Genomic DNA, 18,124 nt, shown 5'->3' with positions numbered 1-18,124 from the left:
CATCGGTCACCCGATAGTCGCTCCCACCGGCACGCAGTCGAGGGCGCGACGCGGAGGCCACTTACGTCAGGACGGCCGTGGGGGCAGCGACTGTCGGCGAATCGTGAACGAAGGTGACGCTCCCGCGGTACGAAGCAAGAGGTCTACGAGAAGTCGGCACGTGCCTGCTCGATCCACGACAGCACACCCTTCGCGCCGCTGGCCGTCGCCTCAGCCTCCGCCTCGGCGAGGAGCTCACGGGCCTTCTCCTTCTCGCCCACCCGGCTCGTCACGTCGGCCAGGGCGAGCAAGGCGGCCGCGACACCGGGGCGGAAGTCGAGCTTGCGGCGCAGCTGGAGCGACTCCTCAAGCAGCTCGCGCGCGGTCGTGAGGTCGCCGGCCTCCATCGCGTGGAATCCCAGGTGCCGTGCGGCGTACGAGAGAGTCAGCGGATCGTTCGCACGCTCCGCAAGCTCGTACGCCTTGCGGAGCCACGGGAGCGCGGCATCGCCGTCCTGACGGACCACCTGGTGGAAGGCGCCGATCCAGAAGCACGCCTCGGCCTCGCCTCGGGTGTTGCCCAACCGACCGTAGAGCGTCGCGGCGCGTTCGAACTGGACGAGCTCGTTCGGGTCCTCGGCGCGATCGGCGAGGAAGCGCGCGTGGAGGAGCCGTCCCCGTGCCAAGGCGAGATCGGCTTCCACCTCGTCCAGCTGGTTGTTGGCCGCCGTCAACGCCTCGGTGTCAGCGAAGAAGACCGCCTTCTCGTAGAGGTCTCGCGCCGCGGTCAGTCGTTCGTCCGCCATGCTGGAAGCGTAGCGACGAGATCGACCGGCACGTCTCCCTCTGTCGCCGCGCTACGAGCGGACGGGCGAGGTCAGTCGCGCCACTACCGGTGACCGCCTCGCGCGCCCGCAATCGTTGCAGCCGTCGCGTGCGCCGTCGGCCGCGCTTCCCGGCTGAGGCGTGGGAAGACGTCGATGTCCGGGGATCCTCGTGGTGGCTCCCCACCTCCCGGACTCGGCCATCGGCGACGACGACGATGAGGTCCGCCATCTGGACGGTCCCGCGACACGCCACCATGAGGGGCGACCTCGAGCGGAGAGGAGGCCCCGTGGGCACAGTGGTCATGTACGCCTCGGTGTCGGTCGACGGCTTCATCGCGGACGAGAACGACCAGCCCGGACCGCTGTTCGACTGGTTGACCAACGGTGACGTGCCGTTGGACGAGAGCGGCGCCTTGAAGGCGTCGCAGGCGTCGTACGACTACACCCGGGCGTACTGGGACCAGATCGGAGTCACGGTCGCCGGACGTCGCGTCTTCGACCTCACGGATGGCTGGGACGGTGTGCCTCCCTCCGGGGGGTCGACCACGTGGTGGTCGTGACGCACCGACCGCCGCCCGAGGGCTGGGACCTCGACGCGCCGTTCCACTTCGTCAACGGCGTCGAGGCAGCCGTCGCCAAGGCACAGGAGCTCGCCGGTGATCGCGTGGTCGAGGTCGCGGCCGGCGACGTCGGTGGCCAGGCGCTCGCCGCGGGACTGGCCGACGAGGTGCGCATGGACGTCGTACCTGTCGTGTTCGGGTCTGGCAGGCGCTACTTCGGGTCCGTCGACGCGCAGCACCTGTTGGAGGATCCCGACATGGTGATCCGCGGCAACCGGGTGCTTCACCTGCGCTATCGGGTGCGCCGGAGCTGAGCGGTCGCAGGGCCTTGACGCGGTGGGAGGGTGAGCGACTTGCGGCAGCGTGACCCTCGCGGCGCGCATGTCCCACTGGAAGCCACTGCTCCCCTCCGGAGCGACTCGACGTAGGAGGCGCGGCTGAACATCTCCACGCCGGCAAAGACAACCCACACCAGGTCGTCGCTCGCGTCGTGGACGACGCGCCCCGACCACACCGACGAGCTGACGCGGGTCTTCAGCGGCCGAGACTGACACACGTCACGCGACGTACGGCGGGTTGGAGTCCGTGGCGCTTGCGTCACCGCACGTGCTCAGCTCGCGAGCGTGGTCACGCACTCGGACCAGGTCAGCGGCCGCCCCCAGAACGGTGCGAGGGTGTCGAGGAAGTCCCGCTTGCGTCGCTGGTCGCCGTCGTAGGTGTCGACCCCTTCGACCAGCACCGTCGCGAGGTAGCCGCGCAGCCGGAGCTCGATGAGGGTGGCCAGCACGCACACCTCCAGCACGAGCCCCAGGAGCACGACCGGCTCCTTGGGGTCCGGTGGACCGAGCGTCGTGGTGAGCCAGGCAGTGAACCCGTCCGGGTCAGGTCGTGGAGGTCCGGGGACCACGTCGGCTCGTCCGCCGCCGTCCCGCACCCACGTCGGCGCGACGGACGCCTTCACCCAGGGGGACGCGGGCTTGACGTCCTCGGGGATCGCCGACTCGTAGCCCCAGCGGCCGGGCACGCAGGTAGGGACGTCGTCGCCGCCCGGATCGCGGTAGTCGGAGACGATCTCCGCGATCCCGACGCCGTGCTCGCGGGCGAACGGCACCACCGTGTCCAGGACGAACTCGACGCAGGGCTGGCCGCGGTAGTGGACGCCCCCGGGCGAGACGAAGTCGTGCTGGAAGTCGACGCTGAGCAGCCGCACGCTCCCAGTTCACCAGCAGCCACCGACGGACCAGGCTCACCTGTGACGCTGGAGGCGACCGAGGTCGACGGAGAACACGTCCTGGTCGGCGTGGGTCGTCGCGTCACCGTGGCGTTGGACTCTGCCGAGTCTTCGGGTGTCTCCGATCGCGGAGGGCGCGACGTATGGCGACCAATGCGACAGTGGCGCAGGACGTGGCCGCCACGACGATCAACACGACCGTGTCCGAGACCGCCGCGACGGTCTCTTGCACCCAGGCCTGCACGGCGAACTGGGTGTCCAGACTGACAGGACTGCCCAAGGACCCGGTTCCGTCGGTGGCGAGGAACACCACGCCGAGCACGACGAAGAGGAGTCCCGCGACCAAGGTGGTGCTGTGCGGCCGCAGCGGCCCGAGGCGCAGTGGTCGACCTCGCAACCACCGGCGGTGGCCCAGGTCGAACCGATCCCACAGCGCCGCGATGAGAAACAGCGGCAACGCCATGCCGAGCGCGTAGGTCGCCAGCAAGGAGCCTCCGTAGACCGGGCTGGCCCCGGTCATGGCCATCGTCAGCACACTCCCCAGGAGGGGACCGGCGCAGAACCCCGCCAGGCCATACACGCCGCCCAGCACATAGACGGACAGCGCGGAGGAGACGCGGATCCGGCCACTGACGCGTTGCGCGGCCGTCGAGCCGAACCCGAACCCGAGGATGAGCGCTGCTCCCATACCCATCATGAGCACTCCGCCCACCCAGACCACGACGTCGCGGTGCGCGGTGAGGAGAGCGCCGACCGAGCCGGCGGCCACTCCCATCGGCACGAGCGTTGTCGCGAGCCCGAGGTAGAAGACGCCGGTACGGAGCAGGAGGCGCACCCGGTTGGCGAACGCGTACGCGAAGAACGCGGGCACCAGCAGCGCCGAGCAAGGGCTCACCAGCGCGAGCACCCCGCCGAGGAAGGCGCCGAGGTAGCCGACGTTCATCTCGTGGCCCGTTCCGCCTCGATGATCGTCATGAACCGCTCCAACGGCTGGGCGCCGAGAATCGGTTGGGTGTTGATGAAGAACGTGGGTGTGCTGAACACTCCGAGCTCGCGACCTTCCGCCATGTCAGCCCGGATCGCTCGCTCGATCCTCGGGTCGGCTCGGTCGGCGTTGAACCTCGTCAGATCGGGGACTCCCGCCTCGCGGGCGAGGTCCTGAATGAGCTCCTCGGAGAAGCGGGGCTTCGAAGCGCCGATCGCGTACACCGCGTCGTGGAACTCCCAGAACTTGCCTTGCCGCGCGGCGGCGCGGGCCGCTTTGGCGAGCTCCATCGACTCCTCGCCCAGGACCGGGAAGTCACGCCACTCGATGCGCAGCACACCCGAGGTGACGTAGCGCTCGATGAGCTGCGGTTCGATGTCGGTGGCGTACTTCGCGCAGTACGGACAGCGGAAGTCCTCGTACGCGATGAGGACGACCGGAGCGTCAGCGCGTCCGATGGCGAGCGGGTCATCGGGCAGGCGTCGTTGGTAGGACAGCAGCTTCTCGGCGAGCTCACTCCCGGCCGTCGGACCGGGGCGAGCGGTCGCCGCCTCGGTCGAGCCGCCGCCTGCTGTCTTCCACGCCAAGACGATGATCAGGACGACCGTCAGCGCCAGCGTGATCCCCAGCAGCGCGGTCGATCCTCTGCGGTCCTCCCGTGACATGCCTGCCCTTCTCGACGCGCGGACAAATCTTCTATGAAGCTTAGTAGTAGTTCTAAGACGCATAGTAGAGTGGGTCCTCGAGGAGCAGCGCCAGTCGGGCCGGGCTCCTGGGACGGACTCGCTCCGGCCCGTCATCGCGAGACGGGTCCCGTGGTGGCTGCCTCGTGCTGGAAAGGCGGGACGGCGACGACCGTGACCGCGGGAAGAAGGGGATGACTCGATGCGGAGTCTCGGCCCGCTTGAGTCCGAGGTCATGTCGCTGCTGTGGGAGGCCGACGAAGCCCTCACGGTGCGGCAGGTGCTCGACAACCTGCGTGACCGGGACCTCGCCTACACCACGGTCGCCACTGTCTTGGAGAACCTTTACCGCAAGGGGTGGGTCACCAGAAGGCGACTGGGGCGGGTGTGGCACTACCGAGCCCGCATCGCGTCGAGCGATCACGCCGCGTCGGTGATGCGGGAGGCCCTGGCGGCGAGTAAGAGCCCGCGCGCGACCTTCCTGAAGTTCGTCGATCAGATCAGTGACGAGGAAGCCGCGATGCTGCGGGAGCTGCTCGACGAGGCCACCCGGCGGGAGGAGCGATGACGCCGCTCCTGGTCGGCCTGGCCGGCTACGTCGTGGTGTTCGCCGTCCTCGGCCCGCGACTGTTGCGCGGCTGTGAGCGCCGCCAGCGTGTCACGCCGAGATCCGGCCTGCTCCTGTGGACGGCCGTCCCCACCTCGTGGGTCGCGGCTGTCCTCGCCGTCGGACTGGCCGCCACCGCGCAGCTCACGGGCGGCCTCGGGCTGGCGGCGCTCGTTCACGCCTGCCTCCGCGCGGTCCTCACCATGCTCGACGCGCGCCAACCCGAGAACGTGCCGACGGCCGTCGCCCTGCTCGGCTCCTTCGCCATCGTCGTCCGCCTCTGCTGGGTCGCCGCGCGACAGGCGTACCTCGACCGACGACAACGACGAGCGCATCACCGCGAGGTGTGTCGCCCGGCCGCGACCGCGTTCGTGGGTGGGCGACGAATCTCGATCCTGGAAAGTCCCACGCCGGCGGCGTACTGCGTGCCAGGACGTCGGCAGGTGATCGTGCTCACGACGGGCGCCTTGGCGCGGCTCTCAGCACCCGAGCTCGACGCGGTCCTCGGCCACGAGCACGCCCACCTTCGCGGCAGGCACCACGTCGTCCTGGCATGGGGAACGATTCTGGCCGCGGCGTTCCCGTTCATCCCGCTTCTCCAGCGAATGCCACACGAGCTGGCGCGCCTGCTCGAATGGCTCGCCGACGACCACGCCAGCCGACGGCACGGCAGACACACGGTCGCGTCCGCCCTCGTCACGATGGCGACGTCAGCGACGACCTACCCGCCTGACGCCGCACTGACGGTGACTGGATCGGACGTCGTGGACCGAGTCCGGCGGCTCCTCCAGCCTCCGTCGAGAGAGCGGGCGACGCGCTGGCCGCTCACCGCGGCGATCACGGCACCTGTCCTCGCCTTCGCGACCGCCGCGGCCCTTCTCGTACCGGCCGTCACCGCCGATCCCACGCCGCTGTGCCAAGGACAGCGAGCGTGGGGGAAGCCGTCGTCCTCTGCCCACCACATCACGACGTGACGAGGACCACGATCACCACGGCGGTGATTGTCGGTACGGCCACGTATAAAGGAGGCGGGTCTCGGTCGATGGCCAGGCTCGGTGCAGTCAACGGCGGTTGGTGCCAGGGTGGCGGAGGTGGTCAATGCGGATCGCGGTTGTCGGGGCGACGGGGCGCATCGGGCGCCTCACCTCACAGGCTTTGGAGAAGGCTGGGCACGAGGTCGTCCCCATCAGCCGGAGCCATGGGGTGGACGTCCTGAGCGACGACCTGCGGCCGGTTCTCAAGGGCGTCGAGACGGTCGTCGACGTCACCAACTGCACCGCACGCCAACCGACGGAGACCGTTCGCTTCTTCACCACGGCGACGAACCGTCTGCTCGAGGCCGAGCGCGACGTGGGGGCAACGCACCACGTCCTCCTCTCCATCGCGTGCCTGTATCGAGTCATCGGCAACGCTCACTACGCCGGGAAGCGCGCGCAGGAGGTGGCTGTCGAGACGGGCGGTGTGCCGTACACGATCGTGCCGGCGACGCAGTTCCACGACTTCGGGGCCATGGTCGCGAGCTGGACCGAGGTGGACGGGGTGAGCACGATCGCCCCGCTCCTGCTGCAGCCGATCGCACCCGAGGACGTGGCCGACATCCTCGCCCGAATCGCGGTCGGTCCTCCGCAGGGTCGCTACCGAGACGTCGCTGGCCCGGAGACGCAAGATCTCGTTGACATGGCGCGGCGTACCTACGCGGCGATGGGCAAGTCCATCAAGCTGGTACCCACGTGGGATGGGGTCTTCGGCCTCGATATGTCCGGGAACGCGCTCCTCCCGGGCCCGGATGCGGAGATCGCCCCCACCACGTTCGACGAGTGGCTCGCTCGTCTCGGCGAGGCGGAGGCTCGCTGACGCTCTTTGAGCCGTGTGGCGGCTCAAGGGTCACGGACGTTCCTGACGTCTGTCGATCACCTGTCGGGGTACGACATCAAGGACCACGTGCCAGCGTCGTACCTGACGGAGGCGAGCCGTGACCCATCACGACGCGAGCTGGCCGCAGCTCAAAGTGGCGGACTGGGAGCCGACTCGGGACACACTGCACATGTGGACGCAGATCGTCGGCAAGGTGCGCTTGGCGCACGCTCCGATGGTCAACCACTGGTGGCAGGTCCCGCTCTACGTCAGCGCTCGAGGGCTCACCACCTCGGCGATTCCCTATGGTGACCGGATCTTCGATCTCGAGTTCGACTTCATCGATCACCAACTCCGCATTCGGACGGGGGACGGGGGTCTTCGCGAGATCGCGCTCGAGCCGAAGCCGGTGGCCACCTTCTACGCCGAGACCATGGACGCCCTGGCCGAGCTGGGGATTCCCACGCGGATCCAGCCCCACCCCAACGAGGTGGAGCTGGCGATCCCGTTCGCGGAGGACACCCGGCACCGCGCCTACGACGGCGAGGCCGCCCGGCTGTTCTGGCGTCAGCTCGTCCAGGCCGACCGGGTGTTCCACCAGTTCCGGGCTTCGTTCGTCGGCAAGGTCAGCCCTGTGCACTTCTTCTGGGGCGCTTTCGACCTGGCGTGCTCCCGGTTTTCCGGTCGTCGCGCGCCGACGTACCGGGGCTCCGCGCCGAACGTCGGCACCTTCGTGATGCAGGAGGGCTACTCGCACGAGCTGAGCAGCTGTGGCTTCTGGCCGGGCGGGAGCTCCGAGGGGACGTTCTACTCCTATGCCTATCCGGAACCGGAGGGGTTCGCCGACTACCCGGTCGAGCCGGAGCAGGCGGTCTACAGCCGCGAGCTCGGCGAGTTCGTCCTGCCGTACGAGGTGGTGCGCACCTCCGACGATCCCGACCAGGTCCTCATGCGCTTCCTGCGGTCCACCTACGCGGCCGCGGCCGACCTGGGGACGTGGGACCGCGCGGCGCTCGAGATCGACCCGCAGCGGTGGGCGGAGCGTTCCGCCGTTGGCGGACGCTGAGACGACCGCGCGACCTATCGCCTTGTCACGTCAGTGCTCGCTTCGTCCGCAGCCGACCGCACGCGGGAGGAAGGCGCCCGGCGATCACGTCGATAGACTCCGCCGTCATGGCGGCGTACGTCATCTCGGAAGTGGAGATCCTTGACGAGCGCGGCGCCGACGAGTATCGCGCACGAGCGGCGGCGTCGATCGAACAGTACGGCGGACGGTACCTGGTCCGCGGCGCCGCCCCCGACGTGGTCGAAGGCGAGGGCACCTCACGACGGATCGTGATCGTCGAGTTTCCGTCGATGGAACGCCTGCGCGAGTGGTACGCCTCGCCGGCCTACGCGGAGGCGCTCAGGTTCCGCGCGACCGCGTTGGAGCGCCGCCTCATGTTCGTCGAAGGCCTGCCAGAGCTCTAGCCATCGCCGAACGCGAGACCGCCCTCACCGTCCCTTCGGTCGGAGGGCCGCGGCCCGGATGATCTCCTGCTCGATCCGGTTGCCGTCCGCGTCCCCGGCGCTCACCCGGAACGACACGTACCGAGCGTGCGTGGGCGCCTTGGGGCCGAGGTTCACGCGCCAGGTGTCGGCGACGGTGCGGTGGGCCTGGAGCCTCGTCCAGTGCCGGCCGTCGTCGTAGGAGACGTCGAACCGGAACCTCGTGATCGGGATCTCGACGTCGACCTGGTGGTCGACCGTCACCTCGACCGGTCGCAGGCCAGGCTTGAGCTGGTTGGTGAGGTCGAGATCGAGGTCGTAGCGCGCGGTCAGCAGCGGAAGGGGTGTTGGCTCGGGACCCTCCGTCCGCGCCGAGCGGAAGGTCCACTCGGTCCGCGTGCGCGTGGACAGCTGCGCCCACGGGGCGTCATTGGTCACGTCGAACGTCATCCGATAGGTCTCGTCTTCGCCCGTGGGCAGCTCGACGACGCCCCTCTCCCCGCCTGGCAGCCGGTCCGTCTCCCACAGCACCTCCCGGCCCCGGCTCAGCCGGAAGAGCGTGGTGAACCCCTTGTCCCCGTCGGTGGTGACCACGTCCGAGAAGTGTCCCTCGCCGTCGACCATGCCGACGCTCTCCTGCACGCCTGGGGACCTCCGCCCAAGGATGAGCAGGTTCTCGTAGCGGGCGGCGGGGAACTGCTCGTTCAGGTCGACCGCGAGCGGTCCGCGGGCCCAGGACTGCGATGTCCGTCCTGACCGGGAGTAGCTCACCCCCGGAGCCAGCAGCTCCAGGAGGGCGAACTCAGGGGACCACGTGGTCGGCTTCTCGGGCACCGTGACCAGGTAGGACCACCGGGTCTGGGGGTCGACGAGGTGGTAGTCGGTCCGCGACCGCGGCACCTCACGCAGGGGACGAAGGTGGGCGATGACGAACTCGTCCGTCGGCTGGAACGGGTACGACGCCTCGCTGTAGGCGAGCGTGTCCGCTGACTGCGTGTGGAAGTCCCGGTCGACCCGCACCAGGTCCTTGGGGCCGACGGTGTACCGGAGGGACCCCGGGATGCCGTCCCGCTCGGCGAAGACGAGGTCGTAGACGTACGGGCTCGCCGGCTCGCCGGTCACGACGACGGTGACGCGTCGGGTCTCGAGCCGGTCCAGGAGGCGGCGGCCTTCCTCGTGGGAGAGCCGGACGGTCGGCACCCGCAGCGGGGCGCTGGACGGGCCGAACGCCGCGTTTCTGCCCGGTCGGTCGTTGTAGATCGCCACCACACGAGCGCCCGCGTCGGCCGCCGCGTTCGACTGGTCCGCGACCGAGATCTCGTCGGAACGCCGGATGAGCGCCAGAGCACCGCGGAGGTTGAGGCGGGCGATCTCGTCCGGACGACCGTCTCCCGCGTCGACCACCGGCAGGCTGAGCCGGCCGTCCACCACCGGGAACTCAGCGCTCGACGTGGCTGCGGCATCCATCTGGTAGTACGTCGGGGCCAGCTCGATGTCCCGCGCACCGGGGACGGTCATGGCGACGGCCGGCGCCTCCAGCCGCCAGTGCGAGGTCATCCCCACCCGGCCGACCTTCGCCGGGCTCATCGGCTGCGCGAACAAGCGCTCCTCCGCCTGAGCGCCGGGAGGGTTGAAGAGGCTGTCGCTGGCGGTCACGCCGTTCGCCGCCGTCCGCCGCCAGGTGAGGTCGACGGCACCGCCGAGGTTCAGGGTGGCGTCCTTCTGCGTTGACGTTCGGACCGTGATCTCGACCGCGTCGCGGGCGTCGAGCGTGACCGCGGTGTCGCCCGTGACCTCGATCTCCGGGTCGCCGACCAGCGTGGTGTGCAGCGGTGGGTACTGCCCTCGCTCCGCGCCAGCCGGCTGGGTCTCGACGAACGACAGCAGCGAGTAGGTGCCGGCCGGCACCAGGTAGCAGATGGTGTCCGAAGGATCGTCGCTGGGGCAGAACGTCGTCACGGTCTCGCCGGTGTGGACGTCCACCAGCGGCGAGGCGGCCGTGACACCGACCCACGGCAAGGCGGGCCGTCCATCCCGCGCGACACCGGTGACGGTGAGCTTGTACCGCTTCGGCTCGACGACCACACCGAGCGGCGTCCGCAGCGACGTTCCCGCGGATGTCCGCGCCGTGAGCACGCCGGTGTACCGGCCGAGCTCACTGGCGGCGACGTCGACGGAGACCCGCGCCGTGCCCGTGTCGCCCGCGGGGACGGTGAGCCGCGCGGGCTCGACCGTGACCAGGTGGGAGCTCCCGTCGTCCTCGCCGAGCTGCGCGTCGAGGTCGATCGTCACCGGCTCGGTTGACACGTTGCGGTAGGTGACCGTCAGCCGCACGGGCGGGGAGTCGTCGGTCCGTTCGACGACGCCGAAGTCGAGCGAACCCGGGACGGCGAGGACCGGGCTGGCCGTGAGCCGGCCGAGGTCGACGCGACCGGCGCCCTGCTCGTACACCGTGAGGCCGGGCGTCGGCACGGCGGTGGACATGAGCGCGCCCTTGATCTCGGCGGGGGTGAGGTCGGGACGGGCCTGCGCCAGCAGGGCCGCGGCTCCAGCCACGTGGGGGGTCGCCATCGAGGTCCCGGAGAGCTCCAGGTAGGGCCCCTCGCCACCGAGCCGCCCCTCGGCGGCCCGCGCGGCCAGGATCCCGACCCCCGGCGCGGTGATGTCCGGCTTGAGCGCGTACGTCTTCGGCGCTGGGCCGCGGCTGGAGAAGTCGGCGAGCTGGTCGTCGCGGTCCACCGCGCCGACCGTGAGCGCGCTGGGCGCGACACCAGGGGACTGGACGCACTCGTCGCATCCCTCGTTTCCGGCGGCGACCACGAACAGCGTCCCGTGCGTGGCGGTGAGGTCCTCGACCGCCTGGTTCACCAGATCGCTGCCGTACGCCGTGGGGTCGGCCGCGAGGCTCATGTTCACGATGTCGGCGCCCGCCTCACCGGCCGCCCACTCCATCCCGGCGATGACAGTGGAGACCAGCCCTTCGCCCTCGGCGTTGAGGACCTTGCCGCTGACCAGGGCGGCGCCGAATGCGACGCCGCGCCGCGCGCCGTCCGACGCCGCTCCGGAGCCCGCGATGATGGACGCCACGTGGGTGCCGTGCCCGTTGAGGTCGCGGGTGTCGGGGTCGTCGGTGAAGTTCCGTGCGGCCGTCACCTTGCCGGCCAGGTCCGGGTGGGTGTCGTCGATGCCGGTGTCGAGGACGGCGACGGTGACGCCTGAGCCGTCGTAGCCGGCGTCCCACGCCGTCGGTGCGGAGATCTGCCCGGTGCTGCGGTCCAGGGCAGCCTCGACCCGGCCGTCGAGCCAGATCTTCTCGACTCCCGCCAGCGGGCCGGCCTGGGCGGTGCGCAGGCGGGACGGCTCCGTGCCGGTGCGCGCCGCCGCGTCGGCGAGGCGGGTCACGGCGTCGGCCAGGCGCTCGATCTCCGCCTTGTCGACCTTCGCCGCCACCGACGAGACGCTCTCCAGCACCTCGGTCTCGTCGCTCGCGGGCACGGAGCGGTCGAGCAGGGTGCGCGGGCTCTGCTTCGGGTAGGACAGGATGACCGGAAGGGTGGGGCTGGAGGCGTCGTCGTAGCCCTGCTCGACGAGGCCGGTCACATTGAAGAGGGCGGAGTCGAGCACGTCCGGCAGCAGCGGTCCGACGTCGGACGGCACGACATAGGTCTGGCCGTCACGGGTGCTGACGTGGAACCGCGGAACCGTGCCGTCGCGGCGTGGCGCGGGCTGGACGACGGCTGCCGTCTGCCCGTTCGCCAGGGTGCGTACGTGCACCTTGTCACCGGTGATGAGCGTGACGGTCGCGGACGGCGACTCGGGTCGTCCAGCCGTGGTCGTCTCGGTGCGGGCAGCGGGACCGGGGTCGGCGTGACCGGCCGGGCCGGTGATGCCCAACGCGACGACAGCGACGAAGGCGAGGAGGCGACGGCTACCGCCGGTCACGGGCACTCCCTTTCTGCGTCCTGACACCTACGGTGAGCTCAGAGCGGTTCGAAACGCCCGTCGGCGACCTCGTCGTCGAGGTCGGCTCGCTCGGGGCGTTCCTCGTGCGGCGACGCGCCCGTTGGAGACGACGCGTGGTCGAGCGGTTCGTCGACCTGGGGGTCTCTGTCACAGGTCACCGGCTCACGATGGCCGACGAGGCGGTCGCTAGCGATTGGGCAGATGACCTATCCGTTGCTGACCTATCCGTTGGTGACCTTTCCGTTGGTGACCTATCCGTTGCGTGGCTCGGCGGGGACTGGCTCTGGGCTGGCTGGCTCGGGGTGCAGCAAGCCCGTCTCCGTGGCGGTGACCGCGACCGCGGTCCGGGTGGTCACCCGAAGCTTGCGCATCGCCGACCGCAGGTGATGACCGACGGTCCGCGGCGACAGGTAGAGCAGGTCGGCGATCTGCCGGTTCGTGAGCCCTCGCGCGACCAGGCCGACGACCTCGAGCTCCCGTGGAGAGAGCTGGTCACCGTACCCACGAGGGCCGCGACGCCAGGTGCGGGTCACCCCGACGCCGTGGTCGCGGAGCGTGCGCGCGACGCGGTCCGCGTCCCACCGGGCACCCAGCTGCCACAGCCGTTCTTGGACGTGCGCCAGGCTGGCCAGACCGTGCTCGTCCATCCCCGCCGCGAGGCGGCAGCGGGCCTCGCGCTCGGCGGCGAGCAGCTCGTCGTAGGGACGGGACAGCGCGGACCAGGCTTCCCTCGCGGCGGCGAAGGAGTCGGCAGCCGGACCGCCGCGCGCCGAGGTCACGATCGCCTGGCACGTCGTCAACGCCGCCGCCGGCGCGGGGCCGCCACGGCCGTCGAGGCCGGTGGCGAACCGATCCACCAGCCGCGCGGCTTCCTCGACGCGGCCCGCCGCGACGAGGCAGTCCACGGCCACCGGGACCAGGTCGGTCGCCCACCACCACGTGCCCTTGCGGTTGATCACCGTGATGTCTCGTTCGACCACGGCGAGCGCCGCGTCAACGTTCCCGTCGGCACGGTGCAGTCGGGCTAGTGCCGCCGCGGCGAGCAGCGCCAGGGGGTCCACCACCCCCAGCCGCGCGTACTCCCGGGTGACCTCCGTCAGGTGACGCAGAGCCTCGTCCCGAGCTCCCCGTGCGAGCGCCAGCGCGCCGAGGACCTGGCGGGCGTGGAGCCGGTCGAGCGGGACGGCCAGCTCACTGGACGCGATGTCCGCGGCCTTGTCGGCCAGCCCGTCCCACGCGCCGGTGTACCAGTCGAGGTGGACGCCCGTCATTCGAACCGTGGTGTGCAGACGCTGGTACCCGACGGCGTTCAGGTGCTCCAGAGCGGCCTCCAGGCGTGGCCGGACCTCGGCGTAGCGACCCCACACCACGGCGAGCTGGGCGGTGTTGAGGTGACAGCGCGCCAGGGCCAGCCGCTCGGGCGCCCGCCGCGCCGAGGCCCTCGCTTCCACCTCGGCCGCGGCGCGCCACCCCTCCTCCTCGCCGAGCAGGAGCAGCGTGGTCGCCCGATGGACCTCGCAGGGCAGGCGGTCGGAGGGGGAGGCCAGACGCGGCAGCAACGCGGTCGCGCGGTCGAGCCACGCGCGATGCCGCGCCACCGGCCAGTCCGGCACCAGCGGCATCGCGAGGTTGAGCATCGCCCGCGCGGCGAGCTCCGGTCGGTGGTCGAGGTCCTCGACGGCCGCCTCCATCGCGGCGTATGCCTCGGGTTCCTCGCTGACCTCCCGAAGCATCCGGCCGAGCAGCAGGCGAAGCTCGCCGCGCTCACTCGGCGGCACCACGCCGTCCGCGAGCACCGCCCGGAGGACCTCCACGACCCGCGTCGAGAGCGAGCCGAGGGCCGCGCTGCCGAGGTAGGCGACCTCACCCAGCTTCCGGGCGAGCCGCGCCCGCCGCTCCGGCGGATGGTCGCCTGCGGTGAGCAATTCCAGGAGCGCGACGACGGCCGCTCGGCCGTCGCCGGACTCCCAGGCGAGGTCGGCGCTCTCCTCCGCGTAGCGGCACCAGGCCGCGTGGTCACCGGCTTCCCGGAAGTGGCGGCGCAGACGGACGACAGGTGCGGGGTCGAGCCGCTCGAGATACTCGGCGGCCCGCCGGTGGAGCCGGCGGCGCTCTGTGACGGGAATCGCCTCCCCGACCGACTGGGAGTCGAGGACGTGCCGGAACGCGTACCTCTCCGGGTCGACCTCGCGGAGGAGGCCTGACGCCAGCGCCGCCGCGAGGCCCGAGCGGACGCCGGCCTCGTCGAGGTCGGCGACCGCGCCCAGCGTCGGCTCGTCGGCGGGCTCGGCGAGCACGGCGGCCGCGTCGAGGATTGCCCGTGCTGGTGCGGGGAGTCGGCTGACCCGCTCCAGCACCGAGTCGCGGATGGTCGGGGGGACCTGGAGCTCGGCGAGGACTCGCCGGACCCACCGGCCGCCGCGTTCGACGATGTCGCGGCGGTCTCGCAGCAACCGCAGGCACTCCTCGATCGCGAGCGGCACGCCGTCGGTGTGGGCGTGCAGGAACCCCGCGAACTCTTCGGAGACCTGGGAGGTGCCGACCAGGGCCGCGATGAGGGTTCGGGTCTCCGCGACGTCCAACGGCTGCAGCTCGACGCGGACGCGCGTCATCGTGACGGCCGGCAGGCTGACCAACCGGGGGAGGAGCGAGTCCGCGGGTATGTCGGTGGGCCGGTACGTGAGGACGACGACCAGCCCAGGTGGCGGCGTCGCGCACAGGGTGAGCAGCCATTCCAGCGTGGCCGAGTCGGCCCAGTGGGCGTCCTCCACGACGAGTACGTCGATCCCGAGGCTCTCCACCAGCTCGGTCAGGGCGCGGAACAGGCGATGCCGGGTCGCCTTGGGATCGGTGAGAGCCGCCAGCGGGGGTGGGAGTCGGTCCCAGAGCTCTGGGAAGAGCGGGCGCAGCGCGCCACCCAGCGGGCTCAGCGCGAGCTCAGGGGCTTGGACCGCCCTCCGTCGAAGGCTGTCGACGACGGGGCCGAGAGGGAAGGGCTCGGGGAGCGGCGGGCAGGCGGCGACGGCGACCCTGCCTGGGTCGTGCAGCGCGAGGCACTCCTGGACGAGCCGCGTCTTCCCGATGCCCGGCTCTCCCGCGACGAGGATGAGCGCCGGTGGTCGCTGGACGGCGGCTGCCACCGCGGCCAGGTCGTCCGCGTGGCCGACGAACGGCGATGCACCTCGTAGGAGCGGATCGCCAGCGCGTCCGCGTCGCGGGTCGCCCACCTGTCCTCCCTCGACGATTCCCGTCGGCCGCCGCACCACCGGCTACCGGTGACTCCCTCCGACGGCGGCCCCATGTCAGAGACGGCGTCTCAGGGTCGACGGGTTGGCTGGTCGCGAGGAACGGAAACGGCCGACGCCCACTCTCATCGAGCGGACGAGGCGGGTTCGACACAGGTGGGGTCGAGGTCGAAGCGAGCGAGGTCGAGGCCGTTCATGCCCCAGGCGGACCAGGAGCGTGGCTCGAACGCGAGCTGCGGGAGGGACTGGGTCCAACCTTCCTCCAGGCCGTCGAGGACGAGCCGCGCTTCGTCGAGGCCGGGTCCGAGGAGGAAGATCAGGCCGCGGTGCACCGAGGCGTACACCCGGTCGCGGTGGACCGTGATCTCACCGTAGGAGTGCGTGCCAGGCAGGACGCCGTGGTGGAGGATCTGGCGAGTCTCGAGATCCATGGCCAGCCACACTCCGGCGACCCGCTTGTAGACGGCGTAGAGGACGCCGTCGTGGACGGCGATGCCGGCGATGCTGCGGTGTCCTGGGAGCGGTGCCACCTCCCACAGCGTGCATCGGGCCGCGATGTCGAAGGCGGCGATCGTCGCGCTGTCCTGGGTCGGGGGGACGCTCACGCCGTGGGCGTCACCGGCCAGGTACGCGATGCCGTTGTCCACGGCGACGGACGCGACGGCCTGGTCGTGGAGGATGTCGGTCAGCACCTCGAGGGTGTCGTGTGCGAGGTCCACGAGCGTCAGGGCGCCGGACAGCTGACCGTTCACGGGCGCCGTCCCCACCAGCAGGGTCCTGGTGCGGGTGTCGTACTCCATGGTGAGCGGCCGATACTGCGGCCGTCCGATGACGCCGAGCGAGCGGGCCCTGTTGATGGCCGGGTTGAGCTCGACGATCTCCGTGCGGGGATAGGTCGCCGCGTAGAGGCGCCCGTTGACGAACCGGATCTGCTTCGCCTGCCCGGGAACCCGCAGCCGGCGCGGCTTGGCGTTCCCCGGCCCGTGAGAGGTGATGATGTTGCTGCCGCCGACGTAGACGGTCTGGCCGTTCGCGCCGAGAGTGATCGACTGCGCCGGCTCCGGGTCGGCCAGGCCGAGGTCGGCCAGGTCCAGCAGGGTTGACGCGCCGGTCGCGACGTCCACCCACCACAGCGCGCCGCTGCCACCCGCTCCGAGCAGGGTGTCCTCGTCCAGCACGACGAGGGCGCGGGTCTCCTCGAGGTCGATGGGCGTGGCGACGGGGACGAGCTCGTCACCGACCCGCCGGTAGACCGAGCCGGTGGCCCGACCTGTGACGTAGAGGGTGCCGTCCGGTCCGACCGCCAGGGCGTCCGCGATGCCGCCGTCGGGCAAGGGGACGAGCCGCACGTCCGAGCCGTCGGGACGGATGTCGACGAGCTGCGGACTGGCGCCGTAGATCAGCCGGTCTCCCGCCAGGGTCATCACGGTGACGCCGGGGAGGCCGTCCAGGACGGGAGTGATGTCACGCCTCTCCCCGGTGGCTCGGTCGTAGGCGATGACGTGACCCGCTGGCTGGGTGCCGGCGTAGACGAACGTCTCGTCGGCCGCGATCGCGCGGACGTACTGCTGCCCTGGCACGGCGGTCCCGAGGTTGCGCAGGGCCCCGGTGGTCGGCGAGATCTCCCACACCTGTCCCGCCGGGTAGACGCCGGCGTAGACCATGCCGTCGGGCGCCGTCGTCATGCACCACGTGGTGCCCGTCCCGGTGCCCAGGCTGCCCAGGTTCCTCAGCTCGCCGGTCGCGGGATCGAACACGTACACGTCGAGGTCGATGGCGAAGAAGACCCGTCCGCCCGAGGCGGTGATGGCCCACGCGCTTCCGTTGCCTGGATACGACGCGGTCCGCCGCAGCGTGCGGGTGGTGAGGTCGATCTCGGCCAGGTCGCCGCGTACGGCCGTGTAGGCGTGGTTGTCGAGCACGACCATCCCGGACATGGCGGCGGTCAACGCGGACGGACCGAAGGTCTCGACCCGCGCTCCCAGGCCCGCGACCTGGACGGCGTCGACGTAGCACGTCGTCACCGCGGCGACGGGGGAGTAGAGGAGGACGGACGCCCGCGTGCTGCCCGCGGGGGCCGTCCCGCCGACCGCGACCGTCTGCCAGCCTTCGACGACCGACGTGAACTGTCTCGTGAACGTCGCGAGCACGCCGCCGGACGCGTCGTGGAAGGAGAGGTAGAGCGCAAGGGTTCCTTGCTCGAGGTACGCCTGCGCGGACGCGAGGTAGAACTCGCCCGCGACGGCGGGGACCGGGTCGCACTGGAGACCGAGCGAGTCGTCGGACGCTTCGTCGACGAGACGCAGGCTGAACGTACCCTCACGGGCCCGGGTGTCGACCACGCTCACGGCCCCGACGCGGCCATGGGTCTGGGTCCAGCCGGGAATGACGCCGTCGACCACCGGCTCCTCGAAGCCGCCGTTGGCCGGGCCCACGACCTCGCAGGTGAGCGCCCGCTGGGCGGCGGGAAGGGCGGCGTCGCCGGGCGTGCGGGCCAGGCTCGCGACCGCACGGTCGAGGGTCGAACCGCTCAGCAGGTCCGCCACGCCGGCGCCCACAGCCGCCGCGAGGACGGTGTCGCGAAGGAACCTGCGCCGCTCCACCATGACGGCCATCCCCCTCGTCGCCGCGATGCACTCGAACGTAGCTCGTTCGGCGACACCGCCGAGGGCGCTGGCCGATCTTGGACCGTCGCTTGCCTA

General features: G+C 71.0%; 13 protein-coding genes and 1 pseudogene. 6 read left to right on the top strand and 8 right to left on the bottom strand.

Annotation, left to right across the window (positions count from 1 at the left end):
• Nucleotides 1-143 precede the first annotated feature (143 nt).
• The gene (locus DFJ64_RS07015) at nt 144-785 is read right to left on the bottom strand and encodes a tetratricopeptide repeat protein (protein ID WP_115849717.1); all 642 of its coding nucleotides are present in this window, start codon (nt 783-785) and stop codon (nt 144-146) included.
• A gap of 308 nt (nt 786-1,093) precedes the next feature.
• On the opposite strand from DFJ64_RS07015, the pseudogene DFJ64_RS07010 reads away from it, so the two are divergent.
• Nucleotides 1,094-1,680: pseudogene (locus DFJ64_RS07010) on the top strand (dihydrofolate reductase family protein).
• A 296-nt stretch (nt 1,681-1,976) separates the two neighbouring features.
• Here the strand turns inward: DFJ64_RS07010 and DFJ64_RS07005 are convergent.
• The 3 genes from DFJ64_RS07005 to DFJ64_RS06995 all read right to left on the bottom strand — a co-directional run bounded on the left by DFJ64_RS07005 (nt 1,977) and on the right by DFJ64_RS06995 (nt 4,247).
• Nucleotides 1,977-2,576 carry a cysteine hydrolase family protein gene (locus DFJ64_RS07005; protein WP_115849716.1) on the bottom strand — a complete coding sequence of 200 codons (600 nt, stop codon included), beginning with the start codon at nt 2,574-2,576 and terminating at the stop codon, nt 1,977-1,979.
• A gap of 103 nt (nt 2,577-2,679) precedes the next feature.
• The gene (locus tag DFJ64_RS07000) at nt 2,680-3,540 is read right to left on the bottom strand and encodes a cytochrome c biogenesis CcdA family protein (protein ID WP_115849715.1); all 861 of its coding nucleotides are present in this window, start codon (nt 3,538-3,540) and stop codon (nt 2,680-2,682) included.
• Complete coding sequence (locus DFJ64_RS06995) at nt 3,537-4,247, bottom strand: DsbA family protein (RefSeq protein WP_115849714.1); 711 nt, start codon at nt 4,245-4,247, stop codon at nt 3,537-3,539. The genes DFJ64_RS07000 and DFJ64_RS06995 overlap by 4 nt, the downstream gene beginning before the upstream one ends.
• Nucleotides 4,248-4,467: 220 nt before the next feature.
• Here DFJ64_RS06995 and DFJ64_RS06990 point away from each other — a divergent pair, with 220 nt between their 5' ends.
• The 5 genes from DFJ64_RS06990 to DFJ64_RS06970 all read left to right on the top strand — a co-directional run bounded on the left by DFJ64_RS06990 (nt 4,468) and on the right by DFJ64_RS06970 (nt 8,196).
• Nucleotides 4,468-4,833 (top strand): BlaI/MecI/CopY family transcriptional regulator, encoded by a 366-nt coding sequence (locus tag DFJ64_RS06990; RefSeq protein WP_115849713.1) that lies wholly within the window; start codon nt 4,468-4,470, stop codon nt 4,831-4,833.
• Entirely contained in the window at nt 4,830-5,846 is a 1,017-nt protein-coding gene (locus tag DFJ64_RS06985; RefSeq protein ID WP_115849712.1) for a M56 family metallopeptidase, read from the top strand. Before DFJ64_RS06990 ends, DFJ64_RS06985 begins: the two co-directional genes overlap by 4 nt.
• A gap of 124 nt (nt 5,847-5,970) precedes the next feature.
• Complete coding sequence (locus tag DFJ64_RS06980; RefSeq protein ID WP_115849711.1) at nt 5,971-6,726, top strand: SDR family oxidoreductase; 756 nt, start codon at nt 5,971-5,973, stop codon at nt 6,724-6,726.
• Nucleotides 6,727-6,844: 118 nt separating this feature from the next.
• Nucleotides 6,845-7,792 (top strand): DUF5996 family protein, encoded by a 948-nt coding sequence (locus DFJ64_RS06975; RefSeq protein WP_115849710.1) that lies wholly within the window; start codon nt 6,845-6,847, stop codon nt 7,790-7,792.
• 107 nt (nt 7,793-7,899) lie between these two features.
• Nucleotides 7,900-8,196 carry a DUF1330 domain-containing protein gene (locus tag DFJ64_RS06970; RefSeq protein WP_115849709.1) on the top strand — a complete coding sequence of 99 codons (297 nt, stop codon included), beginning with the start codon at nt 7,900-7,902 and terminating at the stop codon, nt 8,194-8,196.
• A gap of 24 nt (nt 8,197-8,220) precedes the next feature.
• On the opposite strand, the gene DFJ64_RS06965 is transcribed toward DFJ64_RS06970, so the two are convergent.
• The 4 genes from DFJ64_RS06965 to DFJ64_RS06955 form a co-directional block, all read right to left on the bottom strand.
• The gene (locus tag DFJ64_RS06965) at nt 8,221-12,156 is read right to left on the bottom strand and encodes a S8 family serine peptidase (RefSeq protein WP_170152529.1); all 3,936 of its coding nucleotides are present in this window, start codon (nt 12,154-12,156) and stop codon (nt 8,221-8,223) included.
• Between the two features lie 38 nt (nt 12,157-12,194).
• Nucleotides 12,195-12,335: a hypothetical protein gene (locus tag DFJ64_RS19400; RefSeq protein ID WP_170152528.1), complete on the bottom strand. Its 141-nt coding sequence runs from the start codon at nt 12,333-12,335 to the stop codon at nt 12,195-12,197.
• 93 nt (nt 12,336-12,428) lie between these two features.
• Entirely contained in the window at nt 12,429-15,404 is a 2,976-nt protein-coding gene (locus DFJ64_RS06960; protein WP_170152527.1) for a helix-turn-helix transcriptional regulator, read from the bottom strand.
• Between the two features lie 143 nt (nt 15,405-15,547).
• A complete protein-coding gene (locus DFJ64_RS06955) occupies nt 15,548-18,037 on the bottom strand; it encodes a PQQ-like beta-propeller repeat protein (protein ID WP_170152526.1) in 2,490 nt (829 codons plus the stop codon).
• Nucleotides 18,038-18,124 lie beyond the last annotated feature (87 nt).

Origin of the sequence: Thermasporomyces composti, from assembly GCF_003386795.1 — a bacterium.
GTDB lineage: Bacteria > Actinomycetota > Actinomycetes > Propionibacteriales > Actinopolymorphaceae > Thermasporomyces > Thermasporomyces composti.
The sequence above is the reverse complement of the archived record's forward strand: the minus strand, read 5'-3'. Positions and strand labels throughout refer to the sequence as shown.